General features: G+C 63.4%; 27 protein-coding genes. 18 read left to right on the forward strand and 9 right to left on the reverse strand.

What is annotated here, in order from left to right; translation table 11 throughout:
• Window positions 1–12: 12 nt before the first annotated feature.
• Window positions 13–1686 carry a C13 family peptidase gene (locus LW136_RS02425; protein ID WP_234174573.1) on the reverse strand — a complete coding sequence of 558 codons (1674 nt, stop codon included), beginning with the start codon at window positions 1684–1686 and terminating at the stop codon, window positions 13–15.
• A gap of 77 nt (window positions 1687–1763) precedes the next feature.
• Complete coding sequence (locus LW136_RS02430) at window positions 1764–2219, reverse strand: MaoC family dehydratase (protein WP_003301687.1); 456 nt, start codon at window positions 2217–2219, stop codon at window positions 1764–1766.
• A gap of 229 nt (window positions 2220–2448) precedes the next feature.
• Here LW136_RS02430 and LW136_RS02435 point away from each other — a divergent pair, with 229 nt between their 5' ends.
• Genes LW136_RS02435 through LW136_RS02445 form a run of 3 tightly spaced genes read left to right on the forward strand, consistent with a single transcriptional unit; the run spans window position 2449 to window position 4122 of the window.
• A complete protein-coding gene (locus LW136_RS02435; RefSeq protein ID WP_014818946.1) occupies window positions 2449–2811 on the forward strand; it encodes a CidA/LrgA family protein in 363 nt (120 codons plus the stop codon).
• A complete protein-coding gene (locus LW136_RS02440; RefSeq protein WP_014818947.1) occupies window positions 2808–3527 on the forward strand; it encodes an LrgB family protein in 720 nt (239 codons plus the stop codon). Before LW136_RS02435 ends, LW136_RS02440 begins: the two co-directional genes overlap by 4 nt.
• Window positions 3528–3537: 10 nt before the next feature.
• On the forward strand, window positions 3538–4122 hold the full coding sequence (locus tag LW136_RS02445) for an LON peptidase substrate-binding domain-containing protein (RefSeq protein WP_044314100.1): 585 nt from the start codon (window positions 3538–3540) through the stop codon (window positions 4120–4122).
• Window positions 4123–4198: 76 nt separating this feature from the next.
• On the opposite strand, the gene LW136_RS02450 is transcribed toward LW136_RS02445, so the two are convergent.
• Both LW136_RS02450 and LW136_RS02455 read right to left on the reverse strand, forming a co-directional pair.
• Window positions 4199–5953: a bifunctional alpha/beta hydrolase/class I SAM-dependent methyltransferase gene (locus LW136_RS02450; protein WP_234174574.1), complete on the reverse strand. Its 1755-nt coding sequence runs from the start codon at window positions 5951–5953 to the stop codon at window positions 4199–4201.
• 168 nt (window positions 5954–6121) lie between these two features.
• Window positions 6122–7441, reverse strand: a complete 1320-nt coding sequence (locus LW136_RS02455; RefSeq protein ID WP_234174575.1) for a bifunctional DedA family/phosphatase PAP2 family protein — start codon at window positions 7439–7441, stop codon at window positions 6122–6124.
• Between the two features lie 203 nt (window positions 7442–7644).
• Here LW136_RS02455 and LW136_RS02460 point away from each other — a divergent pair, with 203 nt between their 5' ends.
• The 13 genes from LW136_RS02460 to LW136_RS02520 all read left to right on the forward strand — a co-directional run bounded on the left by LW136_RS02460 (window position 7645) and on the right by LW136_RS02520 (window position 19215).
• On the forward strand, window positions 7645–8910 hold the full coding sequence (locus LW136_RS02460; RefSeq protein WP_234174576.1) for a glutamate-5-semialdehyde dehydrogenase: 1266 nt from the start codon (window positions 7645–7647) through the stop codon (window positions 8908–8910).
• Window positions 8910–9569 carry a nicotinate-nucleotide adenylyltransferase gene (gene nadD, locus LW136_RS02465; protein WP_234174577.1) on the forward strand — a complete coding sequence of 220 codons (660 nt, stop codon included), beginning with the start codon at window positions 8910–8912 and terminating at the stop codon, window positions 9567–9569. The genes LW136_RS02460 and nadD overlap by 1 nt, the downstream gene beginning before the upstream one ends.
• Window positions 9570–9584: 15 nt before the next feature.
• Window positions 9585–9944 carry a ribosome silencing factor gene (gene rsfS / locus LW136_RS02470; protein ID WP_014818953.1) on the forward strand — a complete coding sequence of 120 codons (360 nt, stop codon included), beginning with the start codon at window positions 9585–9587 and terminating at the stop codon, window positions 9942–9944.
• A 3-nt stretch (window positions 9945–9947) separates the two neighbouring features.
• Entirely contained in the window at window positions 9948–10415 is a 468-nt protein-coding gene (gene rlmH, locus LW136_RS02475) for a 23S rRNA (pseudouridine(1915)-N(3))-methyltransferase RlmH (RefSeq protein ID WP_014818954.1), read from the forward strand.
• An 18-nt stretch (window positions 10416–10433) separates the two neighbouring features.
• Entirely contained in the window at window positions 10434–12323 is a 1890-nt protein-coding gene (gene mrdA / locus LW136_RS02480) for a penicillin-binding protein 2 (protein ID WP_234174578.1), read from the forward strand.
• The gene (gene rodA, locus LW136_RS02485; protein WP_256449923.1) at window positions 12320–13465 is read left to right on the forward strand and encodes a rod shape-determining protein RodA; all 1146 of its coding nucleotides are present in this window, start codon (window positions 12320–12322) and stop codon (window positions 13463–13465) included. Before mrdA ends, rodA begins: the two co-directional genes overlap by 4 nt.
• Window positions 13466–13512: 47 nt before the next feature.
• On the forward strand, window positions 13513–14490 hold the full coding sequence (gene mltB, locus LW136_RS02490) for a lytic murein transglycosylase B (RefSeq protein ID WP_234175232.1): 978 nt from the start codon (window positions 13513–13515) through the stop codon (window positions 14488–14490).
• Window positions 14487–15479, forward strand: a complete 993-nt coding sequence (locus LW136_RS02495; protein WP_234174579.1) for a septal ring lytic transglycosylase RlpA family protein — start codon at window positions 14487–14489, stop codon at window positions 15477–15479. Before mltB ends, LW136_RS02495 begins: the two co-directional genes overlap by 4 nt.
• A 46-nt stretch (window positions 15480–15525) precedes the next feature.
• Entirely contained in the window at window positions 15526–16683 is a 1158-nt protein-coding gene (locus tag LW136_RS02500; protein WP_234174580.1) for a D-alanyl-D-alanine carboxypeptidase family protein, read from the forward strand.
• 67 nt (window positions 16684–16750) lie between these two features.
• The gene (locus tag LW136_RS02505; protein ID WP_023444922.1) at window positions 16751–17032 is read left to right on the forward strand and encodes a DUF493 domain-containing protein; all 282 of its coding nucleotides are present in this window, start codon (window positions 16751–16753) and stop codon (window positions 17030–17032) included.
• Window positions 17032–17688 carry a lipoyl(octanoyl) transferase LipB gene (gene lipB / locus LW136_RS02510; RefSeq protein WP_044314091.1) on the forward strand — a complete coding sequence of 219 codons (657 nt, stop codon included), beginning with the start codon at window positions 17032–17034 and terminating at the stop codon, window positions 17686–17688. Before LW136_RS02505 ends, lipB begins: the two co-directional genes overlap by 1 nt.
• Complete coding sequence (gene lipA / locus LW136_RS02515; RefSeq protein ID WP_041015898.1) at window positions 17681–18658, forward strand: lipoyl synthase; 978 nt, start codon at window positions 17681–17683, stop codon at window positions 18656–18658. Before lipB ends, lipA begins: the two co-directional genes overlap by 8 nt.
• Window positions 18659–18870: 212 nt before the next feature.
• Window positions 18871–19215, forward strand: coding sequence for a hypothetical protein (locus LW136_RS02520; RefSeq protein ID WP_003301712.1), 345 nt, complete (start codon window positions 18871–18873; stop codon window positions 19213–19215).
• 73 nt (window positions 19216–19288) lie between these two features.
• Here the strand turns inward: LW136_RS02520 and LW136_RS02525 are convergent, their stop codons facing one another.
• From LW136_RS02525 to leuS, 5 genes are all read right to left on the reverse strand, one after another.
• Entirely contained in the window at window positions 19289–20584 is a 1296-nt protein-coding gene (locus tag LW136_RS02525; RefSeq protein ID WP_234174581.1) for a lytic murein transglycosylase, read from the reverse strand.
• Between the two features lie 62 nt (window positions 20585–20646).
• Window positions 20647–20805, reverse strand: a complete 159-nt coding sequence (gene arfA / locus LW136_RS02530; RefSeq protein ID WP_104098962.1) for an alternative ribosome rescue factor ArfA — start codon at window positions 20803–20805, stop codon at window positions 20647–20649.
• Between the two features lie 104 nt (window positions 20806–20909).
• Complete coding sequence (holA, locus tag LW136_RS02535; RefSeq protein WP_234174582.1) at window positions 20910–21938, reverse strand: DNA polymerase III subunit delta; 1029 nt, start codon at window positions 21936–21938, stop codon at window positions 20910–20912.
• Window positions 21939–21974: 36 nt separating this feature from the next.
• A complete protein-coding gene (locus LW136_RS02540) occupies window positions 21975–22580 on the reverse strand; it encodes an LPS-assembly lipoprotein LptE (protein WP_023444927.1) in 606 nt (201 codons plus the stop codon).
• 43 nt (window positions 22581–22623) lie between these two features.
• Complete coding sequence (leuS, locus tag LW136_RS02545; protein WP_234174583.1) at window positions 22624–25230, reverse strand: leucine--tRNA ligase; 2607 nt, start codon at window positions 25228–25230, stop codon at window positions 22624–22626.
• A gap of 305 nt (window positions 25231–25535) precedes the next feature.
• Here leuS and LW136_RS02550 point away from each other — a divergent pair, with 305 nt between their 5' ends.
• Together LW136_RS02550 and LW136_RS02555 are read left to right on the forward strand one after the other, a co-directional pair.
• Window positions 25536–25943 (forward strand): hypothetical protein, encoded by a 408-nt coding sequence (locus tag LW136_RS02550; protein ID WP_104098965.1) that lies wholly within the window; start codon window positions 25536–25538, stop codon window positions 25941–25943.
• A 60-nt stretch (window positions 25944–26003) separates the two neighbouring features.
• Window positions 26004–26777, forward strand: coding sequence for a YdcF family protein (locus tag LW136_RS02555; protein ID WP_234174584.1), 774 nt, complete (start codon window positions 26004–26006; stop codon window positions 26775–26777).
• Window positions 26778–26829 lie beyond the last annotated feature (52 nt).

Raw genomic sequence — 26829 nt, forward strand, 5'->3', positions numbered from 1 at the left:
CTCCTGTGGCGATCATTGGGTGGCACGCCGCTGCCGCAGCTCCTGCCAGCGTTGGACGACCGCTTCCGGCGCCCAAATTTGCGGTTCCGATGCCTGATAGTCGTCGGCCTGCTCGCGTTCGGCAACTTTTGCTGCGGCCAGCGTGAAGGCCTGCACGATATCGTCGGTTTCCTGCAGCGCTTCGGCGAACAGCGCGCGGCCGAAGTAGGTGAAGTCGCTCTGCTCGGAGCAGCCGAAGGACACCCGGTCGGCGCGGGCGGCGGTCATGATCAGCGTCTGCTCGTTCTTCAGTGGCTCGATGAAACCGCCGGAATAGCAGGCCGAGATCACCAGGATGACCTTGCGCTTGGCGAGCGGCGCGAGCAGTTGCGCCAGATCCGCTGCCGGCAGGTCGTCCAGCGAAAGACGCGGCTGGTTCAGCACCAGTTCGTGGTCCGCCGAACCGTGGCTGGTGAAATAGAGAAAGATCAGGTCTTCCTCGCCACTGCGTTCGGCCAGCGCGCGAATCGCTCGGGTCAGGTTCTCCCGGGTCGCCAGCGGCCGGTCGACGAGATGGTCGCGGTGGTTGACCAGGCTGAGTTGGCCATGGGCGGCGAAACGCTCGGCGAGCAGCTTCTGTACGTAATCGGTTTCGCGCATGAACACGCTCTGCCGGCCATCGCCGGCCACGGTCAGCGTATAGAGGTCCTGCGCAGGGCTGGAAGGCGGTAGCGTACTGATCGCACGCTCGAGCAGTGAGCCTTGTTCCAGCAGGGCGAGCTCGAGCGGGTCCGAGAGTGCGTGTGCCTGCTCGTCGCGGACGCGTCGGTCATTTCGCCAGCTGCCGCGCAGCTCGGTGCCGTCGGCCTGGGTCAGTACGCCCTCGCCGTCGAAGTGTCCGTGGCGGAAACCGCCGGTATAGAAGCTGCCGTCTGCGCGATCGAGACGGCCCTGGCCGTGGTAGCGCCAGTTGCGGAACTGCCCACTGTAGCGGCTGCCATCGCTGGCGACATAAGTGCCGGTGCCGCTCAGTTCGCCGTGGACGAAGGTGCCGTTCCAGGCGTTGCCCTCGCTGTCCTCGTAGCGTCCCTGGCCATGAAACTGATCGTTCTCGAAGTGGCCGCTGTAGCGCTCGCCATGCTCGGTCGAAAAGCTGCCTTCGCCGTTCAGGTTGCCCGTGTTGAAATGCCCGCTGAGTTGACCATTGGCGTCGCTGCGGGTGCCCGGTCCATCCGGCTGGCCTTTGCTGAACTGCCCTCGATGACTGAAGCCGTCAGCATATTCCAGGCTGCCCTGGCCGTGGTAGAGGTTGTTGCGAAACTCGCCTTCGTAGACCGTGCCGTCCTGGCTGAAGCGCCCGTGGCCATGCATGCGTCCGGTCTGGAATTCGCCCTCGTAGACGCCACCCTCGACATAGCTGAAACGGCCCAGGCCGTCGAACAAGCCGTGCCTGAACTCACCCTCGTAGCGGTCGCCTGTTGCGCTTTGCCAGGTGCCCAGGCCATGCCACTGGCCGTCCTTGAATTGGCCGAGGTAGTAGCTGCCGTTCGGGTAGTCGATACGACCGCTGCCCTGCAGCAAGCCGTCGACGATTTCGCCGCGATAGCGGCCGCCGTCCGGCAGCACTCCATCGGCAGGGGTAAGAGGCTCGCCCTCGCCGCAGGCGGTGAGCAGACCAAGTAAGAGGAAGGGAAGAAGACGCAGCATGCGGACATCCGCTCAGGCAGAACGTCCGCAGTATGCCGCAAACCGAGCGGGCTGCGACAATCGCGCAGAGTCGCCGCTCAGAGGACGCACAGCGCCAGGGTTTCGGCGATATAGGCCGGTTTTTCCGAGCCTTCGATCTCCATCACCGCGCGCGCCTTGAGCAGCCATTGCCCGGGATTCTTCTCGTAGGCATCGATCAGCGTCAGTCCCAGGCGCACCCGCGAGCCGACCCTCACTGGCTGGATGAAGCGCAGGCTGTCCAGCCCATAGTTGACGCCCATCCGCGTGCCTTCCGGCACGACCATAAGGTCGCCAGACAACATCGGCAGCAACGACAGCGACAGGAAACCATGGGCGATGGTGCCACCGAACGGTGTTTGTGCGGCTTTTTCGGCATCGATGTGGATGAACTGGTGATCGCCGGTGCAGTCGGCGAACTGGTTGACGCGCTGCTGATCGACGGTCAGCCACTCGGAGTGGCCCAGTTCCTTGCCGATGTAATCCTTGAGCTGTGCGACGGGTACCTGTGGCATGTGTCCTCCTGATTGTTCTTGTATGGCTGCAGCGATGTGCAGTCTGACTAGAGAGGGGCAGTGCCGGGCCCGAAGCGGCCGACTGGCTCTGCGTCATTTACAGCTCTAGATCAGCACGGGCAGGCGTCGCGGCAAACCAGCATCGGCACCGCGAATGGCCCGTCATAGCGCAGCGCGGGCGCCTGCAGGCGTTGCCCTTTATACTGTCGCAATTTTGCGGGAGGCTCCCATGCTGCTCAGAGGCCTGACCTGGCTGGTCGCATTCCAGTTGCTCGGCACCGTCCTCAATGTGCTGTTCCTGCCCATGCTGCCGGGCCCCATCATCGGGATGGTGCTGCTGTTCGCCGGCCTGCTGGCGCGCGGCCGGGCCAGCGAATCGCTGCAGCTGGCGGCGAGCAGCCTGTTGCGCTACCTGCCGCTGCTGCTGGTACCGCCGGCGGTTGGGGTGATGGCCTATACGGAGGCGATCCTTGATGACTTCTGGGCCATCGTCGGCGTGCTGGTAATTTCGCTGCTGGTCTCGCTGGTCTTCACCGGCTGGCTGATGCAGACGCTGATCCGGCGCAAGCAGCGTCAGCAGGAGGGTGCATGATCGAACTGCACTGGCAGGCCGCCTGGGAGGCGCTGATCCATCATCCGCTGTTCGGTGTGGCTATTACCCTGGCTGTCTTCCAGCTGGCGTATGCGGCGTATGAGAAGACCCGCTGGGTATTCCTGCAGCCGGTTCTAGTGTCGATGACGCTGATCGTCGGCATCCTCCTGCTATGTGGTATCGACTATGACGAATACCGCATCAGTGCGCAGTGGCTGACGCTGCTGCTGGGTCCGGCCACCGTTGCGCTGGCCGTGCCGCTGTACCTGAACCTGCGGCGGATTCGCGAGTTGTTCGGCCCGATTGTGATCACTTTGCTGGTCGCCGGTGTGTTTGCCACGGCGCTGGGCATGGCCCTGGCTTGGGCTTTCGGCGCGGATGACATGATCCTGATGACCCTGGCGCCGAAGTCGGTCACTTCGCCGATCGCCATGCTGGTGGCCGAGCAGATCGGCGGTGTGGTGGCGCTGGCGGCGGTGTTCGTGATGATCACCGGCGTGCTCGGCGCGATTTTCGGTCCGGAACTGTTGCGCCGGTTTGGCGTTCAGCATCCTGCGGCCCGCGGCATTGCGCTCGGGCTGACCGCCCACGCCGTGGGCACCGCGCAGGCGCTGCAGGAAAGCGACGAATGCGGTGCGTTCGCGGCCCTGGCCATGAGCCTGATGGGGGTAATGACTGCGGTGCTGTTGCCGCTGGTGGTTGCCTTGCTGCTGTGATGGAGTCGCCATGAGATTGCCGTTGTTCCCGCTGGATACCGTGCTGTTCCCCGGTTGTTTTCTCGACCTGCAGATATTCGAGGCACGCTATCTCGACATGGTCAGCCACTGCCTCAAGGCTGGGCATGGCTTTGGCGTGGTGCATATTCTGGATGGCAAGGAGGTTGGCGCAGCACCGGCGGCGTTCTCTCATATCGGTTGCGAAGCGCTGATTCGCGACTGGCAACAGCTGCCCAACGGCCTGTTGGGTATCCGGGTCGAAGGCGGGCGGCGCTTCGATGTGCAATCGTTCGAAGTACTGCGTGACCAGCTGGCCGTCGCCCAGGTCGCCTGGCGCAGCGAAGTCGATAGCCAGCCACTGGCCGAGCAGCACGCCGACCTCGTCGTACTGCTCGCCGCGCTGGGCCAGCATCCGATGGTGAAAACCCTGGGGCTGGGCGGCGCGGTGAGCGATCAGGCAGCTCTGGCCAGTCAGCTGGCCTACCTGTTGCCATTCGATGCGGAGCAGAAGATCGAATTGCTGGGGCTGGACGAGCCAGCGTCGCAGCTCGAGCAGATTCAAAGCCTGCTCGAGCAATTGCAGGACGGGGCGTAAGGCGTGTCGCCCCCGTGTGTTCGCGAGCGTGACCTAGGGCCGCACTGGCCAACCTTGATGTCGCTAGAGAAGGTCTTCAGTAGGGTTTTTGTGCCAACGACACCGTAAAGATCCCCCAGTCGTCGATACGCTGCTTGATTTTTACCAAACCTGCCGCTGCTACCAGTTGGTCAATCTCCGCTTGGGTACGCCGCCGCATCACCCATGCCTGCCCATCTCGGTGACTGGTCAGCGCTCGGGCTATGAGCTTCAGCTGTGGGTGCCAGGGTTGTCCGGTGTAAAGGATGTAGCCGCCCGGTTGCAGCGCTTCGGCGACGCCGGCAAGAGAGCGGCCGATCATCTGGTTGTCGCCGAACAACTCGTAGAGACCCGATACCACTACAAGCGTGGGGCGCGGCGAGAGTGCGGCGAGATCCGCCTGATCGAATGCGTCTGCCTTGATGAATCGAGCGATCTCTTCGAAACCCTTTGCCCGGATCAGGGCACTGCCGTCGCGTACATTGATATCGCTGTAGTCGCGCAGGAGAATCGAGGCAGGGCGTTCTCCGAGGTCCTGTATTGCCTCGAGAATGTAGCGGCCATGGCCGGCGGCAATGTCCACGATATGTACTGGCTGATCTGCGCTTCGCAGGCAGCTCATCGCCCCACGTAACAGCTCTTCTACATGCCTTTTTCTCGGGCGTATTGCACGCCAGCCTATGGAGTTCAAATAAAGCTGGTCAATCTTGCGCCCCAGTACAGTCAGCCCTGCTGGTTCGTTTCTGTAGACATAATCGAGCGTGCTGCCGGAATCGAAACCCGCTTCGAAACCGAGTTTCAGTCCGTGAGAAAGCCGGGCGCCAAGGCGCATTCCCGCACGCATGGCGCGCCAATAACATCCTTCCACGGAATTCGGAGCTACAGGGGCAGCCAGTGCTTCTGCTTCCGCACACATCGGGCCTATTCGGTCCGCATCGAGGAGCGATGGGGGCGCCATTGGCATATCGAAATTATGACGAATGAAGCGGCGGGCCTGGCTTACTGCCCGATTACGATCTCGCTCGCCGAGCGTGTCGTGAAAGAAACCCGGCAGAACGTGTTTTTCTTTTCGTAAGCTGCCAAGTCTTTCGAAAAAAGTTACTTGTGGTTTGTGTTCTACGACGAAGTCTGCGCCTGAGATAAAAAGCTGAGTTGGGATCTGGATAGCCTGCGCATCCGCAACCACGCGCCGTGCCGCTTCATGCAGCCCAAGGAGCACATTGACGGAAATGGCCTTGGTGATAAGCGGATCCTGCTGATAGCTCTGAATCCGCGCGGGATCGTGCGTCAGGAAGCGGGCCTTGACGTAGCTGTCGACGAAGAAGTTGCCGCGAAACGCTCGTATTAGCCTTAGGCCTGTCCGTGCGAATGGTACATACAGCTTTACCTTGAACGCCGGTGACGCCAGCACCAGCGCCCGAACTTTGGGCGCATAGTCGTGGGCCCATGTCGCAATAACTACCGCCCCTACACTTTGCGCAACAATTGCTAGGTCTTCCTCTTTGATGCAGTGCATAGAGCCGATGTGATCAATGAACGTCTGCACGTCTCGTACGCTCGTCGCGAAGCTCGGGCTGTCTCCACGGATGCCAGGCGACAGACCGTGCCCGCGCGCATCCCAGGCAAAGAAATCGCAGTCAGGAAGGTCGAGCTCATCAACGAGGTGGGCCAGCCGGCCGGAATGCTCATGTCCGCGATGGAACATGACGACGGCCCGCCTTGTAGGCCCTGTGGACGAAAGCGCGGGCCAATGGCGGTAGGAAAGCTCTAAGGCATCGTGGGTGCTGAAAGTTAGAAGGCGTGACTCGCGCATCGAAATATCCTGGTCCCTGGACAGTTATTGAGTTATCCGAAACTCAACGGCAGATGGCTGCTCTGCCACGGTGCGGACTTTCCGCTGGTGGCGCGATACACGCAACGACGCCTCGCACATTCCTGGTTCGCACCAGAAAAAATTCGGATCACACGCTTGAGGGAGCAATCACTGATACCGATACATCTGCATAGCTGTCGGCAGAGCCCAGACGCTGAATGCGCCGAGCAGGCCCAGACAGGCCGGCAGGATCAGCCACCAGGCTCTCGGTGCCATTGCGTGCAGCGGGCTGCGCCATTGCACCAGGGTTAGGCTGGCGGCGCAGATGCAGGCAGCCAGCAGGGCGCCTGCCGTCACGTCGGTGGTCCAGTGCACGCCGAGATAGACCCGCGAGAGTGCGATTGCCGTCGCCGGTAAGCTGGCGAGGACCAGCCAGGCAAGGCGCAGGCGCGGTGGCTGACCGCGACCGGCGAGCACGCCGAGGGTGAGGAAGAAGGCAAACGCCGCTGAGCTGTGCCCGCTGGGAAAGCTGTAGCTGCTCAGCGGCTCCATCAGTACTTCCGGGCGAACGCGAGCGAAGGTGGCCTTCAGGGCGCCGTTGGCCAGGGCCGTGCCCAGCAGCGTGAGAATGGCGAACAGGGCGGCGCGCCATTGGCGTGCGACCAGAAGCAGCAGGCATAGCAATACCGCGGCCCACAGTTGGGTGTGAAAGTCGCCGGCGCGGGTGACGATCACCATGATGCGGTCGAAGGTGGTGCTGCGTGCGCCCTGGATCACTGCCAGCAGGCCTTCGTCGAGTTCCTTCAGGTGCGGCCAGCCGAAAAACAAACCGAGCAGGATGGCAACGCCGAGGCCGGCCGACAGTGCGCTGACCCAACGCAAGCCGCGCAGGCTGCCGAATGCAGTTGCCGCGATCAGCGTCAGCAGCGCGCCGAGCACTATCCCGGCTTCGCTCCAGAAACCCTCCTCCAGCGGCAGGCGGATGGCGGCTCCGGCGCTCCAACCGGGCAGCAGATAAGCCATCGACCAGCCGGCGGCAGCACACAGGCTGACCAGCAGGAAGCGTCCGAGCGGCATGTCGAGCATGCCGGCGGTCATCGGCAGCATGGGGCGCAGCGGGCCGATGAAGCGGCCTACCAGCAGGCTGGCTACGCCGTAGCGCTGAAAGTAGTGCTCGGCCTGCATCAGCCACTCGGGATGGTCGCGCAGGCCTCGCAAGCTGCGAATGCCCTGGTGATAGCGTCGACCGAGGGCATAGGAAAGCAGGTCGCCGATCAATCCGCCGATAAAGCCCAGCAAAAGGGTTTCCCCCAGGCTCAGCACTCCGCTGCCAGCGAGTACAGCAATGGCGAATACCAGCACCGTGCCCGGGATGATCAGTCCGACTACGGCCAGACACTCCATGCAGGCGACGATCAGCAGCGCGAGGCCCAGCCATTGCGGATGTCCGGCGAGCCATTGGGTTAGGGTTTCGAGCCACTGGCCCATGCGGATTTCCTTGAATCGAGATCGCCTTTCGACCTGACGAAAGGGTGGTGGGTTTCCTCGGCGCAAGGATACTGCGCCGTGCTGGTTGGTTCGTAGCGCTGTCCGCGCATGCATTCGAGCGCCTTTCGCCCGGCGCCGCTGTGCGCGGGCGGTCGGGGTGGCTATAATCAGCCGCTTTCCCTTCAGTCAGGCCAGCTAGATCCATGACCGAGTCCGTACTCGATTACATGAACCGCCTGGGCCGCGCCGCGCGCGAGGCCTCGCGGGTGCTTGCGCGCGCCAGCACGGCGCAGAAGAACCGTGCCCTGCAGGCCGCCGCCGCCGCGCTCGACGCAGCCCGCGACGAGTTGGTCAGCGCCAACGAGCGGGACCTTGCCGGTGGCCGCGCCAACGGTCTGGACGCGGCGATGCTCGATCGTCTTGCGCTGACGCCCAAGGTGATCGACGGCATGATCGAAGGGCTGCGCCAGGTCGCCACGCTGCCGGACCCGATCGGCGAGATTCGCGACATGCGCTACATGCCTTCGGGCATTCAGGTCGGCAAGATGCGCGTGCCGCTGGGCGTGGTCGGGATCATCTACGAGTCGCGGCCGAACGTGACCATCGACGCCGCCAGCCTGTGCCTGAAGTCGGGCAATGCGACCATCCTGCGCGGTGGTTCCGAGGCGATCCATTCCAATCAGGCCATCGCCCGCTGCATCCAGCTTGGCCTGGCCGAAGCCGGGCTGCCGGCAGCGGCGGTGCAGGTCGTGGAGACCACTGACCGGGCCGCGGTCGGCGCGCTGATCAGCATGCCGGAATACGTCGATGTGATCGTGCCGCGCGGCGGCAAGGGTCTGATCGAACGCATCAGCCGCGACGCCCGGGTACCGGTGATCAAGCACCTGGACGGCATTTGCCATGTCTACATCGACGTGGCGGCGGACGTGGACAAGGCCGTTCGCGTCGCCGACAACGCCAAGACCCAGCGCTTCGCGCCGTGCAACACCATGGAGACGCTGCTGGTTCACCAGGGCATCGCCGATCGGGTGCTGCCGCCACTGGCGGCCATCTATCGCGAGAAGGGCGTTGAGTTGCGTGGCTGTGCGCGAACCCAGGCGCTGCTTGGCGGCGATGTGCTGGAGGCCAGCGAAGAAGACTGGTCCACCGAGTACAACGCACCGATCCTGTCGATCCGCATCGTCGATTCGCTGGATGCCGCCATCGAGCACATCAATCGCTACGGCTCGCAACACACCGACGCGATCGTCACCGAGAATTTCACCGATGCCCGGCGCTTCCTCACCGAGGTGGACTCCGCTTCGGTGATGGTCAACGCCTCGACGCGTTTCGCCGATGGCTTCGAGTATGGCCTGGGCGCGGAGATCGGCATCTCCACTGACAAGCTTCATGCCCGTGGTCCGGTCGGTCTGGAAGGGCTGACCAGCGAGAAGTACGTGGTGTTTGGCGACGGCCACGTCCGTACCTGATGAGCCAAGGCAGCGGCGCCCGGCGCATCGGTATACTCGGCGGCACCTTCGATCCGGTACACATCGGTCACTTGCGCGGGGCGCTGGAAGTGGCCGAGATGTTCGATCTCGACGAGCTGCGGCTGATACCCAACGCGCGTCCGCCGCACCGTGACACCCCCAATTGCTCGGCGCAGGATCGCCTGGCAATGGTTCGCCTGGCGGTGCAAGACCTGCCGCCACTTTGTGTGGACGCTCGTGAGTTGGAGCGGGAGAAGCCGTCCTACACCATCGACACGCTGATTTCCCTGCGCACCGAGCTTGGTGAGGCGGATCAGTTGTTGCTGGTGGTGGGCTGGGATGCCTTCTGCGGCCTGCCTACCTGGCATCGCTGGGAGGAGCTGCTCGACTATTGCCATATCCTCGTCCTGCAACGCCCGGATGCCGGCAGCGAGGCGCCGCAGGTGCTGCGCGATCTGCTCGCCGCACGCAGCGTGCCAGATCCCCAGGTGCTTTGCGGGGGCAGCGGGCAGATTGCCTTCGTCTGGCAGACACCGTTGGAAGTGTCCGCCACACAGATTCGCCAATTGCTGGCCAGCGGCAAGTCGGTCCGATTCCTGGTTCCCGATGCCGTACTGGCTTATATCAACGCGCACGGACTGTACCGGGCGTCGAACTGAGGTTGTTTTCACGTTATGCAAACTGAAGAGTTGGTCCAGCTGGCGGTTGCCGCCCTGGAAGATCTGAAAGGCCAGGACATCACCACTATCGATGTGCGCGGCAAGACCAGTGTTACTGATTACATGATCATCGCCAGCGGCAGTTCCAGCCGGCACGTCAAGTCGCTCGTCGAAAACGTGCTGGAGCAGGTCAAGGAGCAGGGCGTTCGCCCGCTTGGCAGCGAGGGTCTCGAAGGCGGTGAGTGGGCGTTGCTCGACCTGGGCGATGTCGTCGTCCATGTGATGCAGGTGCCGACCCGCCAGTTCTACGATCTCGAACGTCTCTGGCAGGGCGCCGAGCAGAGCCGCGCGCAGCACGCTCACGACCCGGAATAAGCCGTGCGTATCAAGCTGATTGCGGTCGGCTCGAAGATGCCACGTTGGGTCGAGGATGGTTGGCAGGAATATGCCAAGCGCCTGCCGTCCGAACTACCGCTGGAGCTGCATGAGATCGCGCTCAATACCCGTGGCAAAAACGCCGACGTGGCGCGGTTGATTCGCCAGGAAGGCGAGGCCATGCTGGGCAAGGTTCAGCCAGGCGAGCGCATTGTCACGCTCGAAGTACATGGCAAGCCGTGGAGCACCGAGCAGCTGGCGGCGGAAATCGAGCGCTGGCGGCTCGATGCACGCAACGTCAACCTCATGGTCGGCGGTCCGGAAGGGCTGGCACCCGAGGTTTGTGCGCGCAGCGAGCAGCGCTGGTCGCTGTCGCCGCTGACCCTGCCTCATCCGCTGGTGCGAATCCTGATCGGCGAACAGATCTACCGCGCCTGGACGCTGCTGTCCGGTCATCCCTATCACAAGTAGTCTGCGAACCCCTTCAAGATGCCGCAACCGATTCAACTCAAGGATCACGAGAAGGACGCCGTGCTGGTGCGCCGGCGCGTCATCGTCGGCCTTGCGTTCGTGTTGCTGTTGATCGGTGTGTTGGTGTCGCGGATGTACTACCTGCAGGTAGTGCAGTTCGAGCACCATTCGACGCTGTCGGAGAACAACCGCGTCCACGTTCAGCCGATTCCGCCCAATCGCGGATTGATCTTCGACCGCAAGGGCCGGGTTATCGCCGACAACCGCCCCAGCTTCAGCCTGACCGTCACCCGCGAACGCGCCGGCGACTGGAAGACTGTGCTCGATGGCGTGGTCGAGGTGCTGGAGCTCAGCGAGGAAGAGCGTGGGCTGTTCGAGAAGCGCGTGTTGCAGGGGCGCCGGCCATTCGAGCCGGTACCGATCATGTATGAGCTGTCCGAGGAGCAGATTGCGCGCATTGCCGTGAATCAGTTCCGCCTGCCTGGGGTCGAGGTGGCGGCGCAGCTGGTCCGGCATTACCCGCAGGGTCCGCACTTCGCGCACTCGGTAGGCTATGTCGGGCGAATCAACGAGCAAGAGCTCAAGCAGCTCGACCCGGTCAATTACAGCGGCACGCACCATGTCGGCAAGACCGGTATCGAGAAATTCTACGAGGACGAGCTGCACGGCCAGGTCGGCTACGAAGAGGTCGAAACCAATGCCCGCGGCAGGGTCTTGCGCGTGCTCAAGCGTACCGATCCGATACCGGGCAAGGACATCACGCTGTCGCTCGATCTCGACCTGCAGGAGGCCGCAGAAGCGGCGCTCGGAGGTCGTCGCGGTGCAATCGTCGCGCTGCTGCCGAGCACCGGCGAGGTGGTGGCGATGGTCAGTCAGCCGAGCTTCAACCCCAACCTTTTCGTCACCGGCATCAGCTTCAAGGATTACGGTGAACTGCGCGACTCCATTGATCGTCCGTTGTTCAACCGTGTGCTGCGCGGCCTTTACCCGCCCGGCTCGACCATCAAGCCAATGATGGCCGTTGCCGGCCTCGATGCTGGCGTGATCACGCCGAGCAGTCGCGTGTTCGATCCGGGCTTTTTCCAACTGCCGAACGTGAAGCACAAGTACCGCAACTGGAACCGCAACGGCGACGGCTGGGTGGACCTGGACCTGGCCATCGCCCGCTCCAACGACACCTACTTCTACGACATGGCCCACAAGCTGGGCGTCGATCGCATGCACGAATACATGACCCGCTTCGGCCTGGGGCAGCGCGTATCCCTGGACATGCACGAGGAGACGGCGGGCCTGATGCCGTCGCGCGACTGGAAACGGGCGCGCTATCGCCAGCCCTGGTATCCCGGTGAAACAGTGATTCTCGGTATCGGCCAGGGTTACATGCAGGCCACGCCGCTGCAGCTGGCCCAGGCCACGGCGCTAGTGGCGACCCGCGGCAAGTGGATTCGGCCGCATCTGGCGCGCAGCGTCGGTAGTGAAGCGCCGGTGGACCATGATCCGGTTCCGGACATCCAGCTTCGCGATCCGCGCTTCTGGGACTACGCGACCCACGGTATGGAGCAGGTTCTGCATGGCGCGCGGGGTACGGCAAGGAAGGTCGGTGACAGCGCGGCGTATCGTATTGCCGGCAAGAGCGGTACCGCCCAGGTGGTCGCGATCCGCCAGGGCGAGAAATACGACAGTGCCAAGCTGGCCGAACGCCATCGGGACCATGCGCTGTTCGTCGCCTTCGCCCCGGTGCATGACCCGCAGATCGCCGTGGCGGTTATGGTCGAGAACGGCGAATCCGGTTCGGGCGTCGCCGCGCCGGTGGCCAAGCAGGTCATGGACGCGTGGCTGCTGAACGGGGAGGGCGTGCTCAAGCCCGAGTTCGCCCCGCCGCTGACCGCCGAAGGGAAGAAGCCATGAGCGGCAATTTCGACCGAACCCTGTCGCGCGAGGACGTGCTGCGGCGTCGCGCCAGCCTGTTGCAGCGCCTGCATATCGACGGGCTGCTGCTGGTGCTGCTGCTGATGCTGGCGGCGGGCAGCCTGTTCATTCTCTATTCGGCCAGCGGCAAGAACTGGGATCTGGTCATCAAGCAGGCGACGTCTTTCGGCCTCGGCCTGGGTGCAATGCTGGTCATTGCACAGTTCGAGCCGCGCTTCATGGCGCGCTGGGTACCGCTGGGCTATCTCGCTGTGGTAGCGCTGCTGGTGGCGGTCGAGGTCGTCGGCCATACAGCGATGGGCGCCACCCGCTGGATCAACATTCCGGGGGTGATCCGCTTCCAGCCGTCGGAGTTCATGAAGATCATCATGCCGATGACCATCGCCTGGTATCTGTCCTCGCGCAGCCTGCCGCCGAGCATCAAGCACACTGCGATCAGTCTGTCGCTGATCCTCGTGCCCTTCGTGCTGATCCTCAAACAGCCGGATCTGGGCACGTCGCTGCTGATTCTCGCATCCGGCGCATTCGTCCTGTTCATCGGCGGCCTGCGTTGGCGCTGGATCATTGGCGCGGTCACGGCGATCCTGCCCATCGCTGTGGCGATGTGGTACTTCGTACTGCACAACTACCAGAAGCAGCGAGTACTGACGTTTCTCGATCCGGAAAGCGATCCGCTGGGCACTGGCTGGAACATCATCCAGTCGAAGGCGGCGATCGGTTCGGGTGGGGTGTTCGGCAAGGGCTGGCTGGCAGGCACGCAGTCGCACCTGGATTTTTTGCCGGAAAGCCACACGGACTTTATCATCGCCGTGCTCGCTGAAGAGTTCGGTCTGGTCGGGGTCTGCCTGCTGCTGTTGGTGTATGGTCTGCTGATCACTCGCGGCCTTGTTATCACCGTGCAGGCGCAAACGCTGTTTGGAAAACTGCTGGCCGGCGCGCTGACGATGACCTTCTTTGTTTACGTTTTCGTCAATATCGGTATGGTCAGTGGGCTGTTGCCGGTGGTGGGGGTGCCATTGCCCTTCATTAGTTATGGCGGAACTTCATTGGTGACCCTGCTGTCAGGGTTCGGGGTTTTGATGTCGATCCACACCCATCGCAAGTGGATCGCGCAGGTTTGACGAGAGTGAATTTGTTGACTTCATTACGGCGTGGCTGGATGGCGCGGATGCTAGGGGGCGTGGCTTTGGCCGGCGCTGTGCTGGGAAGCCTGCCGCTGCAGGCGGCCGATTACACCGGCGCCAACGTGGACGAGTTCATCGCGGAGATGACCCGTGACTACGGATTTGCCGGCGAGCAGCTGCGTGATCTGTTCAAGCAGGCCGAGCGCAAGCAGGCGATTCTCGATGCCATTTCGCGTCCTGCGGAGCGGGTCAAGCCGTGGAAGGAATATCGACCTATCTTCCTCACCGACTCGCGCATCGCCCAGGGCGTCGATTTCTGGCGGGAGAACGAAGCCGCGCTGGCTCGTGCGGAAACCGAATACGGCGTGCCGGGGGAAATCATCGTCGCGATCATCGGCGTGGAAACCTTCTACGGCCGCAATACCGGTAGCCATCGGGTGATCGATGCGCTGTCGACGCTGGGCTTCGATTACCCTCCGCGTCAGCCGTTTTTCCGTCAGCAGCTCAAGGAGTTCCTGCTGCTGACCCGTGAGGAACAGGTCGACCCGCTTACGCTCAAGGGCTCCTACGCGGGTGCGATGGGACTGCCGCAGTTCATGCCGAGCAGCTTCCGCGCCTACGCGGTGGATTTCGACGGCGACGGGCACATCGATATCTGGAACAACCCCACCGATGCCATCGGCAGTGCGGCCAGCTACTTCAAGCAACATGGCTGGGCTGCGGGCGAGCCGGTGGTGGCGCGGGCCAAGGTAGGCGGCGAGCGCTATGAGGAAGGGCTGACCGTCGGCCTGGAGTCGCAAAAAAATGCCGGCGAAATGCGTAGCCTGGGCTGGCAGTTCGACAAGTCGGTGGCCGACGATACGGCCATTACCGCTTTCCGCCTGGATGGCGCAGAGGGTGATGAGTACTGGCTGGGCCTGCCGAATTTCTATGTCATTACCCGCTACAACCGTAGCGTGATGTATGCGATGGCCGTGCATCAGCTGTCCCAGCTGCTGGCCGAAGCGCGAGGCGAACAATGACCGTGATCTGGACAAGGCTGGCCGCGCTGGGTGTCGCCGGGGCGCTGCTGGCGAGCTGCTCATCGACGCCGACACCGAGCAGTGCACCAAACAAGAGTACCGGTATCAGTGGTCCCGGCGACTACAGCCGTCCGCACAAGGACGGCGCGCCCTGGTGGGACGTCGACGTTTCGCAGATCCCCGATGCCACGCCGATGCCACATTACGGCCGTTACAAGGCCAATCCCTATACGGTGCTGGGCAAGACCTACTTTCCAATCAGCGATGGTCGACGTTATTCAGCTACCGGGACGGCATCCTGGTATGGCACCAAGTTTCACGGCCAGCCCACCGCCAACGGCGAGAAGTACGACCTTTATGGCATGAGCGCGGCGCACAAGACGCTGCCCTTGCCCACTTACGTCAAGGTCACCAATCTGGATAACGGGCGCACCGTGGTCTTGCGCGTCAATGACCGTGGTCCGTTCTACTCCGATCGGATCATCGATCTGTCTTTCGCCGCGGCGAAGAAGCTCGGCTATGCCGAGAGCGGAACGGCGCGGGTAAAGGTCGAAGGCATCGACCCTCAGCAATGGTGGGCCGACCAGGGCCGACCGGTGCCGACGATGCTGGCGCAGCCGGAGATGGTTGCGAGCAAGCCCACCAGCAATGTCGCGCAGCCGATCGAGCAGTACACGCCGCCGCCCCAGCAGCACGCTGCGGCCACGGTGCCGCTGGAAGTCGATGCAAAAAAAAACGCTTCGCCCGCAGCCTCTGGCCTGTTTCTCCAGGTTGGCGCCTTCGCCAATCCGGATGCAGCGCAGTTGCTCAAGGACAAGCTGAGCGGCGTGGTCTCTGCCCCGGTGTTCATCAGCTCGGTGGTACACAACCAGCAGACCCTGCACCGCGTGCGCCTGGGGCCCATCGACACGCCGGATGAGGCCATGCAGCTCGAAGAGAGCGTGCGCCTGGCCAACCTCGGACAGCCACGGCGCGTTGCCGCCGACTGACCACAGCAAACCCTGCTTCGTTTTACCTGACTAACTTGAGATTCGGATGAACATCACCAGCCTCGTGCAACGCTTCATAGTCCTGGCAGCGCTGACGGTCACCCCGACCGTCTGGGCCGCACAGATCGTACCGTCCGCCCCGCAGCTGGCGGCCAAGTCCTACATGCTGATGGACGCCGCCAGCGGCGAGGTACTGGTCGAGCACAACGGTGACGAGCGCCTGCCGCCGGCGAGCCTGACCAAACTGATGACCGCCTACATCGCCACCCTGGAAATCCAGAAGGGCCAGATCAGCGACAGCGACATGGTCACGGTGAGCGAGAAGGCCTGGCGCACCGGCGGCTCGCGGATGTTCATCCAGGTCAACACGCAGGTGTCGGTCGACGATCTGCTGCATGGCATCATCATTCAGTCGGGCAACGACGCCAGCGTCGCCATGGCCGAGCACATCGCCGGCAGTGAAGAGGCCTTTGCCGACCTGATGAACAGCACGGCTCAGCGCCTGGGCATGACCAACAGCCATTTCATGAATGCCACCGGCCTGCCGGATCCGGATCATTATTCCTCAGCCAACGACATGGCCAAGCTGGCTCGCGCGATCATCTACGAAGACCCGGCGCACTACGCCATCTACGCGCAGAAAGAATTCTTCTGGAACAACATCAAGCAGCCCAACCGCAACCTGTTGCTGTGGCGCGACAAGACCGTCGATGGCCTGAAAACCGGTCATACCGAAGAGGCTGGCTACTGCCTGGTGGCGTCTGCCGTGCGTGACAACATGCGCCTGATCTCGGTGGTGTTTGGTACCGACAGCGAGCAGGCCCGCGCGGCGGAGACCCAGAAGCTGCTGACCTATGGCTTCCGCTTCTTCGAGACCCGCACCTTCTACCAGAAGGGCACTGAGCTGGCTCAGGCGCAGGTCTGGAAAGGGCAGCAGGACAAGCTGAAGGCGGGCCTGGCACAGGACCTGACCATGACCCTGCCGCGTGGCCAGGCAGAGAAGCTGCAAGCGGTCATGAGCTTCAACGGCACACTCACCGCACCGATCCAGCAGGGTGACGTCATCGGCAAGGTCGAGGTCAAGCTGGAGGACAAAGTCGTCCGCAGCACCGATCTGGTGGCGCTGGAAACCATCGAAGAGGGTGGGCTGTTCCGCCGGTTTTGGGATAGCATTCGCCTCTTCTTCTACAGCCTGTTCAACTGACCACGCGCGAGTGCACCGCGGCTGATCCCGCCGCGGCGCACGTGCGGATCACGAGTCCGTTACGCCCATGACCGATAACCAAGATGTCGCAGCACCCAAGATTGACTTCCCCTGCGAGCGCTACCCGATCAAGGTGATCGGCGACGCTGGCGAAGGCTTCCGTGAGGTCGTGATCGAAGTCATCCAGCGCCACGCGCCGGATTTCGACGAAGCCACCGTCGTCACCCGCGACAGCCGCAACGGGCGATTCCTTTCGCTGCAGGTGCTGATCACCGCCACCGGCGTAGAGCAGCTGCAGGCCATTCACGTCGACCTGCGCGCCACTGGCCGTGTTCACATGGTGCTGTGATGACCCTCGAAGTGGGCGTGCGTGAGCTCGGCCAGATCGAGTACCGGACTGCCTGGCAGGCCATGCAGCACTTCACCAACACGCGCGATGCAGACAGTGGCGACGAAATCTGGCTGCTGCAGCACCCGCCCGTATTCACTCAGGGCCAGGCCGGCAAGGCCGAGCACCTGCTGTTCCCTGGCGAAATTCCGGTAGTGCAGGTGGATCGAGGCGGTCAGGTGACCTATCACGGGCCCGGCCAACTGGTTGGTTATCTGTTGCTCGATGTGCGCCGACTCGGTATCGGTGTGCGCGAGCTGGTGAATCGTATTGAGCAGAGCCTGATCGATCTGCTCGCCGGCTATGGCATCGAGGCGGCTGCCAAAGCGGATGCGCCGGGCGTTTACGTCAACGGTGCGAAGATCGCGTCTCTGGGCCTGCGCATTCGCAATGGCCGTTCCTTCCACGGCCTGGCGCTGAACGTGGACATGGATCTCGAACCTTTCCGGCGCATCAACCCCTGCGGTTATGCAGGGCTGCCCATGACCCAGCTGCGTGACCTGATCGGGCCGATCGACATCTCTGAAGTGGCCGATCGACTGCGTGATCATCTGGTTCGGCAGCTCGGATACGCGCAACAGAAGACCCTCGCGGGCGGAATCGAAGCATATGAGTAGTGTAGAAACGGCAGGCAAGCGCCCGGCCAAGGTAGAGGCAGGCGTCAAATTGCGTGGTGCCGAGAAGGTTGCGCGTATTCCGGTGAAGATCATCCCCACCGATGAGCTGCCGAAGAAGCCGGACTGGATTCGCGTGCGCATTCCGGTTTCCCCAGAGGTCGACCAGATCAAGCAGACCCTGCGCAAGCACAAACTGCACAGCGTCTGCGAGGAAGCCTCCTGCCCCAACCTGGGCGAGTGCTTCTCCAGCGGAACCGCGACTTTCATGATCATGGGCGACATCTGCACCCGTCGCTGCCCGTTCTGCGACGTCGGCCACGGCCGGCCGAATGCGCTGGACCCGGATGAGCCGAAGAACCTGGCCCAGGCCATCGCCGACATGCGCCTGAAGTACGTGGTCATCACCTCGGTGGATCGCGACGATCTGCGCGACGGTGGCGCCCAGCACTTTGCCGATTGCCTGCGCGAGATTCGCAAGCTGTCGCCGTCGATCCAGCTGGAAACCTTGGTGCCCGACTACCGTGGGCGCATGGATATCGCTTTGGATATCACTGCCAGCGAGCCGCCGGATGTGTTCAACCACAATCTGGAGACCGTACCGCGGCTATACAAGTCGTCGCGGCCGGGCTCGGATTTCGAGTGGTCACTGGATCTTCTGGAGAAGTTCAAGCAGCGCGTGCCGGGCGTGCCGACCAAGTCGGGACTGATGCTCGGCCTCGGCGAGACCGACGAGGAGGTCATCGAGGTCATGCACCGCATGCGCGAGCACGATATCGACATGCTGACCCTGGGTCAGTACCTGCAGCCTTCGCGTAACCACCTCCCGGTGCAGCGCTTCGTTCATCCCGACACCTTCGCCTGGTTTGCCGAAGAGGGGATGAAGATGGGCTTCAAGAACATCGCCTCAGGCCCGCTGGTGCGCTCGTCGTACCATGCCGATCAGCAGGCGCACGGAGCCAAAAAAGACTGAAACCGTAAAGTTGTTGCGGCTCTTGAAGACCGCGTAGACAGTCCAGGCTGTCTGCGCGGTTTTTTCTTTTCCGTCCACCATGCGCCTTGCGAAAGCGCATGGCGCGGGAACTGCCAGACGGTTGGCAAGAAAATTGCGGCATTACGCCGCATTAGACTTTGGTCTATAGTGACGTTCGTTTACACCATGAGGCCAACCGAGGGCCACTGCAGATGAACGAACCCCAATTGAAGGACTTGCTTGACGATCTGGATGCCGCGAAGGTCGAGTGCGACGCGATGAGCCGCTTGGTGGTGACGCGGCTGGCCAAGCAGCACATTCCATACCGAGCGATGTTGGGGCAGGTCGAACTGGACGGTAAGGTGGTTTCACCGCACTTCTGGGTCGAGACCGACGGCTGCGTGATCGACTACCGCGCACGCCAGCGCCTTGGTGGTGATCAGCGCGTGCCACATGGTGTGGTCGCGCGCGAGGCAGTGAAGGCCCACTATCAAGGCCAGCAGGTAATCATCGACCCGCTGCCGGACTACCTCTACGAAGTAGCCATCAAACACTGACCTTGTTGCAGGGATAAAAAAAAGCCCCGGCTGTCTGCCGGGGCTTTTGTGTTTGGCGCCAAGCCCACCGCGATCAGTTGTGGGCGCGCAGTCGCCCGAGCAGCTCCTGAGTGGGATGGCCATCGGCCGGCCAACCCAGGCGTTGCTGGAAGCTGCGGATAGCCTTGCGGGTATTGGCGCCGATGATGCCGTCCGGGGTGCCCGGGTCGAAGCCCTGAGCGACGAGACGTTCCTGCAGTTCAAGGCGCTCGGAGCGGCTGAGTGGCTGTTCGCCGCGTGGCCAGCTGCCCGCGACCTCGCCCTTGCCCTGGAAATTCTCTGCCAGCAGGCCGATCGCCAGGGCATATGCCGAGGAGTTGTTGTAGCGCAGGATGGCGCGGAAATTGTCCATGATGAGGAATGCCGGGCCACGATGGCCGGCAGGCAGCAGCAGGCTAGCGCTGGCTTCTTCTTGGTCGCCGGGCAGGTTGCGCAGGCCGAGGCGGCGCCATTCGGCCAGCGGCTTGCGAATCTCGGTGTCGGCCAAGGCGTAGTCGAACCCTTCGGGTAGCTCTACCTCGAAGCCCCAGGCCTTACCCTGTTTCCAGCCGGATGCCTGAAGGTAATGCGCGGCGGAGGCAAGGGCATCGGCCGAGCTATTCCAGATATCGCGCTTGCCGTCGCCATCGAAATCCACGGCATGGGTGTTGTAAGTGGTCGGAATGAACTGCGTCTGCCCCATGGCGCCAGCCCAGGAGCCGCGCATGCGCTGTGGCTCGACGTCGCCGTGCTGGAGGATTTCCAGCGCTGCAATCAGCTGACTCTTGGCGAATGCCGGACGGCGACCCTCGTGGGCGAGGGTCGCAAGGGAACGAATCACCGACTTGTCGCCCATGATCTGGCCGAAGCTGCTTTCCAGTCCCCAGACGGCAACCAAGGTTTCGCGATCGACGCCGTAGCGGGCCTCGATCTGATCCAGTGTGGTGGCGTGCTCGCTAAGCAAGCGGCGGCCGCTGCGCACGCGCTGTGGCGAAATGGCGCCTTCCAGGTACTGCCAGACGGGCCGGGTGAACTCGGGCTGGCTACGGTCCGCCTCAATCACCGCTGGATCGGGCTGGACGCCGGCGAAGGCCTGGTCGAAGGTTGCGGCGGAGATACCGGCCGCAAGGGCTTCAGCGCGGAACTGCTCGCGCCACTGGCTGAAGCTCAGGTGAGTGGCTTCCGAACGGACATCGGCGATGGTGGCGTCGCTAGGCTGGCTGGCGGCGGGGACGTTGCTGACCAGAGTGGACCGCGCGAGGGGTTCGGCTGCACAGGCAACGACCAGGCTCATCGCCGAAGCGGCAACCAAGGTACGTAGCAGCAGAACGGGAACGAAGGTGTGATACATGCACCGCTCTCGAAACGTGTCGTCGGCCGCAGACATTATCACGCTTTGGCGGTGTTGGGTTTTCAGGCTGCCAGAAGGACCGAAGCCTCCCAGTTGGTGGACTGGGAGGCTTCGCGGCGGTAGCTGCCTTTGCCTTTTTTCGGCGTTTCCTGGCGGAGGCGGAACAGGGGGTGCGCAACCAGGTGCTTGGCCTTGTTCGGCCGTTTCTTGCGTGTGCTCATTCCGATTTCCTCAAATGGCCCGCTATCGGGCGAGGGAATCATAGGCCTTGTACAAAAAATGTCCAGTGCGCTGCGGCGTGAACTCGCTCTCCGCGATTCGCTCGTCAGGTACCGATCCGGCGGCCACTCAGTTGCAGGCAAATGTCCGCCAGACCGATCCAGGGATCCCCGGCGGCCTGGCCCTTGATCTGCTCGTCGATGTGTTGCGCGTCTCTCAGCAACTGGTTCCAGCCGGCCGCGTTATGCCTTTGCAGTGCTTTGGAAACCAGCGGGCGACGCTTATCCCAGACCGGCGGGCGGGCCTGGCTGAAGGCACGCTCAAGCGGAGTGCCCTGGGCATATTGCTGCGCAATATTGGCCAGCAGGCGCAGTTCGCGGGCCAGCGCCCAGAGGATCACCGGTGCCTCGACGCCTTCACCGCGCAGGCCCTCCAGCATGTGCAGCGCATGGGCCGCCTGGCCGTGCAGGGCTGCGTCGATCAGGCCGAATACATCGTAACGGGCGCTATCAGCCACCGCGGCCTGGACGGTTTCCGCGGTGACCTGTCCGGCTTCGGCCAGCAGCTTGAGCTTTTCGATTTCCTGCGCCGCGGCCAACAGGTTGCCTTCGACCCGGGCGCTGATCAGTTCGACGGCTTCCTGGTCCGCGGACAGGCCCGCCTGGGCCAGCCGCTGACGTATCCACTGCGGCAGCTGCGCGGCATCCACTGGCCAGATCTGCAGGAACTGCACGTCCTTGCCATCGATCAGCGCCTTGGCCCACTTGGTCTTCTGGGTGCTGCCGTCGAGCTTGGGCAGACTGACCAGCAGCACGGTGTCCTCGGCGGGGCGGGCCAGATATTCCAGCAGCGCCGCGGCACCCTTGTCACCGGGCTTGCCGTTGGGGATGCGCAGTTCGAGCAGGCGCTTCTCGGCGAACAGCGAAAGACTCGCACCGGCTTCGATCAACTGGCTCCAGTCGAAGCCGGTCTCCACGTGAAAGACCTGACGCTCACTGAAGCCCCGCGCTCGGGTCGCTGTGCGGATCGCATCGCAGGCTTCCTGGCACAGCAGGTGCTCGTCGCCACAGACGACGTACACGGGCGCCAGCGGGCCTTGCAGGTGTTTGCCGAGCTGAGCGGGAGAAAGCTTCATGGTACGAAGACGGGGGCCTTGAGGCCCCGTTACCTGTTACTGGATGGGCAGCTGGATGGGCGACTGTTGCGGCTGCGCGTCCTGGGCATGACGGGCAGCTTCCATGGCTTCAGCCTCGGCGCGGGCCTTGGCTTCGGCTTCCTGTTGCAGGCGGTCGAGCTGCGCCGGGGTGATGCGCTGGATACGCAGGGTCAACTGCTGCAGCAGCTCGCGGCGCATTTCCTGGCGCAGCTGATCACCTTCCTGGGACGAGCCGATCAGGTTGTTGCTGTCGTGCACGTAGACCTTCTGCACTTCGATGCTGTCCTCGAGCAGCAGCATGTTCTGCGGGCCGCGGAATTCGTAATCGAGGGTGCTGGTCAGCTCATACTCGGCGCTGCGTGCCGAGCTGGTGTAGCTGGCGGTGCGCTGGCGGGTCTGCTCGCGGGCAAGGTTCAGGCTGTACTTGGCGCCCGGGTAAACCCGCACGCCATTGCTCTTGAGTAGGTCTTCGAGCTGTTGCACCGTTTCGCCGTAGCTGTTGCGCGCCTGCAGGTCGATCTCCTTGAGACCGAACTCCACGTCACCGGTGCCGCGCAGCTGGAAGCCGCAAGCGCTCAGCAGCAGTGTCAGGCCCAGCACCACTAGATTCCGTTTGTTCATCTTGTTATCCCCTTGCAGGCCCGGCGCATGCGCCGGGGCCGAATCAGTTAGCGACGATGTTGACCAGCTTGCCAGGCACCACGATGACCTTGCGGATCGTCAGGCCCTCGGTGAAGCGCAGCACGTTCTCATTGCCACGGGCCGCGGCCTCGACTTCCTCGCGGGTGGCCGCAGCCGGCACTTCGATCTGCCCGCGCAGCTTGCCGTTGACCTGTACCACCAGAGTCAGGCTGTCCTGCACCAGGGCCGACTCGTCGACCTTCGGCCATTGCGCGTCTATGATCGCGCCCTGTTTGCCGAGTCGCTGCCACAGTTCGTGAGAGATGTGCGGTGTGATCGGTGCGAGCAGCAGGGCGACCGTTTCCAGGCCCTCCTGCAACAGCGCGCGATCCTGCTCGCTGGCGGTAGCGGCTTTCTCCAGCACGTTCATCAGCGTCATCACCTGGGCGATGGCGGTGTTGAATTTGTGATGCTGGCCGACATCGACGCTGGCCTGCTTGATGGCGAGATGGATCGCGCGGCGTACGGCCTTCTGCTCGTCGCTCAGGCTGGCGGTTTCCAGCGTGCCTGCGACGCCAGCGCTAACGTGTGCATGAGCCAGACGCCAGACGCGACGCAGGAAGCGGCTGGCGCCCTCGACGCCGGAGTCGGACCACTCCAGGCTCATATCCGGCGGCGAGGCGAACATCATGAACAGGCGGCAGGTATCTGCGCCGTATGCATCGATCATGGCCTGCGGGTCGACGCCGTTGTTCTTCGACTTGGACATCTTCTCGGTGCCGCCGATTTCCACCGGCAGGCCGTCGCTGGCGAGTTTGGCGCCGATGATCTTGGCCTTGGCGTCACGCTCGACAATGACATCTGCCGGGTTGAACCAGTCCTTGCCGCCGTTGGGCAGCGTGCGGTAGTAGGTATCGGCGATGACCATGCCCTGGGTCAGCAGGTTCTTGAACGGCTCGTTGGAACTGACCAGGCCTTCGTCACGCATCAGCTTGTGGAAGAAGCGCGCGTAGAGCAGGTGCAGGATGGCGTGCTCGATGCCGCCGATATACTGATCCACCGGCAGCCAGTGGTTGGCCGCGGCCGGGTCGACCATGCCCTGTTCGTAGTTCGGGCTGGCGTAGCGGGCGAAATACCAGGACGACTCGACGAAGGTGTCCATGGTGTCGGTTTCACGCTTGGCCGGCGCGCCGCACTTCGGGCAGCTGCATTCGTAGAACTCCGGCATGCGCGCCAGCGGGCTGCCGGCGCCGTCCGGTACCACGTCTTCCGGCAGCACGACCGGCAGCTGGCTTTCGGGGACCGCGACGTCGCCGCAGCTGTCGCAGTGGATGATCGGGATCGGGCAGCCCCAGTAGCGCTGACGGCTGATGCCCCAGTCGCGCAGGCGGAACTGGGTGCGTGCCTGGCCGAGGCCCTTCTTCTGCAGCGCCACTTCGATGGCGTCGAACGCGCCGTCGAAGTCGAGGCCGTCGAAGATGCCGGAATTGATCAGCTCGCCGTGTTCGCCGTAGGCGTCCTGCCAGGGTGCCGGGGTCTGGTCGCCGGCGCTGGTGCGCACCACCGGTTTGATCGGCAGGCTGTACTTGCTGGCGAACTCGAAGTCGCGCTCATCGTGCGCCGGTACGGCCATGACTGCGCCTTCGCCGTAGCCCATCAGCACGTAGTTGGCGACCCACACCGGCAGCAGTTCGCCGGTCAGCGGGTGCTGTACGCGCAGCGCCGTGGCAAGGCCTTTCTTTTCCTGGGTGGCGATGTCGGCTTCGGCCACGCCGCCGCGCTTGCATTGGTCGATGAACGCCTGCAACTCGGGGTTGTTCTGTGCGGCGAGCGTCGCCAGCGGATGCTCGGCGGCCACGGCGACATAGGTGGCGCCCATCAGGGTGTCGGGGCGGGTGGTGAAGACCTTCATCACGCCTTCGCTACCGATGCTTGCCACGTCGTAGGGGAAGGCGATCTCCATGCCGCGCGACTTGCCGATCCAGTTGCGCTGCATGGTCTTGACCTGTTCGGGCCAACCGTCCAGCTCGTCCAGACTCTCCAGCAATTCATCCGCGTAGGCGGTGATCTTGAAGTAGTACATGGGAATTTCGCGCTTTTCGATCAGCGCGCCGGAACGCCAGCCACGGCCATCGATGACCTGCTCGTTGGCCAGTACGGTCTGATCGACCGGGTCCCAGTTGACGGTACCGTTCTTGCGGTAGATCACGCCCTTCTTGTACAGGCGGGTGAACAGCCACTGTTCCCAACGGTAGTAATCGGGCTTGCAGGTGGTGACTTCGCGCGTCCAGTCGACCGCCAGGCCGAGGCTTTTCAGCTGGGCCTTCATGTAGGCGATGTTTTCGTAGGTCCACTTCGCCGGTGCCACCTGATTCTTCATCGCGGCGTTTTCCGCCGGCATGCCGAACGCGTCCCAGCCCATGGGTTGCAGGACATTCTTGCCCTGCATGCGCTGATAGCGCGCGATCACGTCGCCGATGGTGTAGTTGCGCACGTGACCCATGTGCAGCTTGCCGCTGGGGTAGGGGAACATCGACAGGCAATAGAAGGTGTCCTTGCCTGGCTGTTCGCTCACTTCAAAGGATTTCTGCGCGTCCCAATGGGATTGCGCGGCGGCTTCGATTTCGCGGGGCTGATACTGTTCGTGCATGGCTACTGGCGTTGGGATGGGGGCTGGCTCTCCGCGAATGCGTTGTCGCGGGCACGTTGGCAGGTCCGGCGGACCTGGCGCTAACGCGACCCGGCGGGCTGCGGGCGGAGGCATGGAAGCGCCGTAGCATACATGACCCCCCGCGGCCTAGGGAAACCCCATTTGCCGCTGCTCCAGAGCTCCGTCCGTCGTGCGCGGCTTGAGCGCGTCAGGCTGAGCTACGCTTGATCCAGGGGCGGGACGAATGTGAGGTGAGGTTGATGGACCGAGAGCCACGATCTGAGGACAGTAGTCTTTATGCAAGGGTGTTGCAGCGACTGAGCTCGGCCCTGCAGGAGGCCGAACGTGCTACGTCCGCTGATGCGGACGGTGCTGGCGAGCTGGAAGTACGCGGTTTGACGCCGGCGGAATTCGAGCTGATCCGTGCGTATCTGCAGCGTGATTCCCAATGGCTCTCGGGCTGGCATGCCGCGGCGGAGGAGCAGGCTCACCTGTCGCGCCAGGCGCTGCGTCCGGCTGTGCGCAGCGGTAGTCGACAACGGCACGGCGCGCATGGCCGCCACGCGCCGCTGGCGTTGCAACAGACGCTGAGTTGCGCGCTGTGCAACGCCGAAGTGAGCTGGCCGGAAGGCGCCGGTCCCGCAGCCTGCCACGTCTGCGGGTCGCAGCTGCTGCGCGCCAGGCAGCGTCTGCACACCTATCCGCGGCATTGAACAGTGGCCGACAAATCCTCCGACTGCGGCTAGAGTGTCTGCCTTTGCCGCGGAGGTCGGATGCTGATTCGCTATTTCTTCAAGCAGCTGCTTTTGCCGCCGGGCGTGCTGCTGCTCCTGCTGTTGCTCGGATGGTGGCTGCGCCGGCGCGCGCCAAAGCTGGCGGCGCTGTGCTTCGTCACGGGGCTGGTTGGGCTCTGGTTGATGAGCCTGCCGGTCGTTGTCGAATGGACGGCGCGGCTGGTCGAGCGCGAGCCGGCGCTGGCCGAGGCGCAGTGGATGCAGCTGGATGAAGAGGCCGGCGCCATCGTGGTGCTGGGGGCCGGGCGCGAGCAGAGTGATCCGGCATGGGGCGGCGATCAGCCCGGCTACATCGCGCTGGAGCGCTTGCGTTATGCGGCGCGGTTAGCCAAGACCAGCGGCCTGCCGATTCTCACCAGTGGCGGGCTGCACTACGGCCAGCCACCCAGCGAGGCGATGCTCGGCGCGGAGGTGCTGCAGCGCGACTTTGGCGTCGCCACGCGCTGGCTCGAGGGGCGTAGCCGGACGACCTGGGAGAACGCGGTTTTCAGCGCAGAGATGCTGCGTGCGGCGGGCATCGAGCGGGTGGTGCTGGTGACATCCGCCTCGCACATGCCGCGCTCGCGCTGGTGCTTCGAGCAGAACGGGATCGAGGTGATCGCTGCGCCGGTGGGCTTCATGGGCGTGCCCAATGGTCGGCCGTTGAATGGCTGGTTGCCGGAGGCCAAGGCCTTCTGGCAGAACGGCATGTTGCTCAACGAGGTCGTCGGTATGGCGGTTTACCCGCTTGTGTACCGCTCCGCGAACGACTGAGTCGAACGCATTAACCTGAGTGTACGGTCGTGGGTGAGCCTCAGCCCGCAAC

Source organism: Stutzerimonas kunmingensis (assembly GCF_021432085.1).
GTDB lineage: Bacteria > Pseudomonadota > Gammaproteobacteria > Pseudomonadales > Pseudomonadaceae > Stutzerimonas.

Bases quoted from the DNA above. Each gene is read 5' to 3' on its own strand.
- LW136_RS02425 (WP_234174573.1), bottom strand. From the start codon at position 1,686: ATGCTGCGTCTTCTTCCCTTCCTCTTACTTGGTCTGCTCACCGCCTGC.
- LW136_RS02430 (WP_003301687.1), bottom strand. From the start codon at position 2,219: ATGCCACAGGTACCCGTCGCACAGCTCAAGGATTACATCGGCAAGGAA.
- LW136_RS02435 (WP_014818946.1), top strand. From the start codon at position 2,449: ATGCTGCTCAGAGGCCTGACCTGGCTGGTCGCATTCCAGTTGCTCGGC.
- LW136_RS02440 (WP_014818947.1), top strand. From the start codon at position 2,808: ATGATCGAACTGCACTGGCAGGCCGCCTGGGAGGCGCTGATCCATCAT.
- LW136_RS02445 (WP_044314100.1), top strand. From the start codon at position 3,538: ATGAGATTGCCGTTGTTCCCGCTGGATACCGTGCTGTTCCCCGGTTGT.
- LW136_RS02450 (WP_234174574.1), bottom strand. From the start codon at position 5,953: ATGCGCGAGTCACGCCTTCTAACTTTCAGCACCCACGATGCCTTAGAG.
- LW136_RS02455 (WP_234174575.1), bottom strand. From the start codon at position 7,441: ATGGGCCAGTGGCTCGAAACCCTAACCCAATGGCTCGCCGGACATCCG.
- LW136_RS02460 (WP_234174576.1), top strand. From the start codon at position 7,645: ATGACCGAGTCCGTACTCGATTACATGAACCGCCTGGGCCGCGCCGCG.
- nadD (WP_234174577.1), top strand. From the start codon at position 8,910: ATGAGCCAAGGCAGCGGCGCCCGGCGCATCGGTATACTCGGCGGCACC.
- rsfS (WP_014818953.1), top strand. From the start codon at position 9,585: ATGCAAACTGAAGAGTTGGTCCAGCTGGCGGTTGCCGCCCTGGAAGAT.
- mrdA (WP_234174578.1), top strand. From the start codon at position 10,434: ATGCCGCAACCGATTCAACTCAAGGATCACGAGAAGGACGCCGTGCTG.
- rodA (WP_256449923.1), top strand. From the start codon at position 12,320: ATGAGCGGCAATTTCGACCGAACCCTGTCGCGCGAGGACGTGCTGCGG.
- mltB (WP_234175232.1), top strand. From the start codon at position 13,513: ATGCTAGGGGGCGTGGCTTTGGCCGGCGCTGTGCTGGGAAGCCTGCCG.
- LW136_RS02495 (WP_234174579.1), top strand. From the start codon at position 14,487: ATGACCGTGATCTGGACAAGGCTGGCCGCGCTGGGTGTCGCCGGGGCG.
- LW136_RS02500 (WP_234174580.1), top strand. From the start codon at position 15,526: ATGAACATCACCAGCCTCGTGCAACGCTTCATAGTCCTGGCAGCGCTG.
- LW136_RS02505 (WP_023444922.1), top strand. From the start codon at position 16,751: ATGACCGATAACCAAGATGTCGCAGCACCCAAGATTGACTTCCCCTGC.
- lipB (WP_044314091.1), top strand. From the start codon at position 17,032: ATGACCCTCGAAGTGGGCGTGCGTGAGCTCGGCCAGATCGAGTACCGG.
- lipA (WP_041015898.1), top strand. From the start codon at position 17,681: ATGAGTAGTGTAGAAACGGCAGGCAAGCGCCCGGCCAAGGTAGAGGCA.
- LW136_RS02520 (WP_003301712.1), top strand. From the start codon at position 18,871: ATGAACGAACCCCAATTGAAGGACTTGCTTGACGATCTGGATGCCGCG.
- LW136_RS02525 (WP_234174581.1), bottom strand. From the start codon at position 20,584: ATGTATCACACCTTCGTTCCCGTTCTGCTGCTACGTACCTTGGTTGCC.
- arfA (WP_104098962.1), bottom strand. From the start codon at position 20,805: ATGAGCACACGCAAGAAACGGCCGAACAAGGCCAAGCACCTGGTTGCG.
- holA (WP_234174582.1), bottom strand. From the start codon at position 21,938: ATGAAGCTTTCTCCCGCTCAGCTCGGCAAACACCTGCAAGGCCCGCTG.
- LW136_RS02540 (WP_023444927.1), bottom strand. From the start codon at position 22,580: ATGAACAAACGGAATCTAGTGGTGCTGGGCCTGACACTGCTGCTGAGC.
- leuS (WP_234174583.1), bottom strand. From the start codon at position 25,230: ATGCACGAACAGTATCAGCCCCGCGAAATCGAAGCCGCCGCGCAATCC.
- LW136_RS02555 (WP_234174584.1), top strand. From the start codon at position 26,004: ATGCTGATTCGCTATTTCTTCAAGCAGCTGCTTTTGCCGCCGGGCGTG.